We start from the raw sequence: 1359 nt of genomic DNA on the forward strand, positions 1-1359 counted from the left end.
AATCCTTATCTGGCAAGAGACTTAATTGATTAGTTCGCTCTAGAGCAAAAACAATTGACAAAAATCGCTAAATGCTTTTCTATATAAGGGTTCCATCCCTTATAACCCCCGTCCATTGCATAACAATTACCGAAGAGCCATTAGTCACAGCAACAAGCCCTATAATTATTAGAAGGCTATAGAGTTCTTGCATAATTAATTTTTGAGAGTGCAAAAATGAGAAAAATAGACATAAAACTGCATAACATCCCTAAATAGAGCATTTAATTGATTAATGCTCATTCTTAATTCTACTGACTACTGACTACTGGCTACTGGCTACTGAAGCCTAAACCCAACAACAATTTTTGATTTTTACAAGAGGCCTTATGTCGTCAACTGCCTACGAAACTGATTATAATCAATGGCTAAAAGAGACGGTAAAACAGTTACGATGATGCTATAGCCCTAACTAGAACTGCGCTAAAGCGCAACTACAAACCTATCAGAAGCCTAATGTTTTCAAAATTATCGGTAAGGCTGTTTGACAGGCTTGGGCAAGTTTGCTGGCAGGTTCCAAAGCTTTAGCAATTGTTTCGAGAAAATTAACCGCTCGTTGGGCTTTCTTTTGCAGTCCGGCATCATCAGGATTTTGACTAGCTTGGGCAATCTTTTTCACTTGATTGGCGGCTTCGGCTTTTTCTTCTTCATCTAAATGGCTGTCAATTTCAATCGCCTGGGTTAGTTCTTGCAGTAAGGCTTTAAGTTGGGCATTTTCTGGGGAAGCATCGGCTGCAATTTGGTTAATGGTATTGGTTACATCGCCGATGATTTCGCCGAAATTGACGGCGGAATTATTAATATCGCGGATGGTGATATTTGGAGAACTGTCGTTACTGTGGCTCATGGCTTTTGCCTCTACATGGATGGGACGGTTGGCGAGGGTTTTGGTAATTTCCATCATATCAACACTTTGTTGGCGATAGATGGCAATTTCTGTCTCTTTGGCGGTGAGTTGTGCCTTATATTGGGCTTCGATGGCTGCGAGTTGTAGTTGATAATTTTGGTTAAATTCTTGGTGAATTTTCTCTTTATCAGTATCGGGCGGTACATGGACTTTTACCACTATCACGCCATCTCCTTTATTGGCAATGCTCTGTATCTGAAGCGGCGTATCTTCATTCTGCACTTGTACTTCTTTTAAGGCGGCGATGAAAGCTTTCCAATCTACCCCATTGCGGAAAATGAGGTCAACAGTGTCGAACATTTCGGCAAATAATTTAGTAAATTCGCCGGGTTGAAATTCGCCACTACTGGGGCGGAGCTCTTTTTGCCCATTAAGCAGATAAATGTACTGGCAGTCCACCTCATCCAGTTGGG

General features: G+C 41.3%; 2 pseudogenes. One reads left to right on the forward strand and one right to left on the reverse strand.

Annotation, left to right across the window (positions count from 1 at the left end):
* Positions 1-368: 368 nt before the first annotated feature.
* A pseudogene (locus PX481_RS20265) lies at positions 369-434 on the forward strand (DUF29 domain-containing protein); the annotation flags it as partial.
* A 50-nt stretch (positions 435-484) separates the two neighbouring features.
* On the opposite strand, the pseudogene PX481_RS20270 reads toward PX481_RS20265, so the two are convergent.
* Positions 485-1359, reverse strand: a pseudogene (locus PX481_RS20270) (pentapeptide repeat-containing protein); the annotation flags it as partial.

This window comes from Microcystis sp. M53603_WE2, assembly GCF_030065435.1.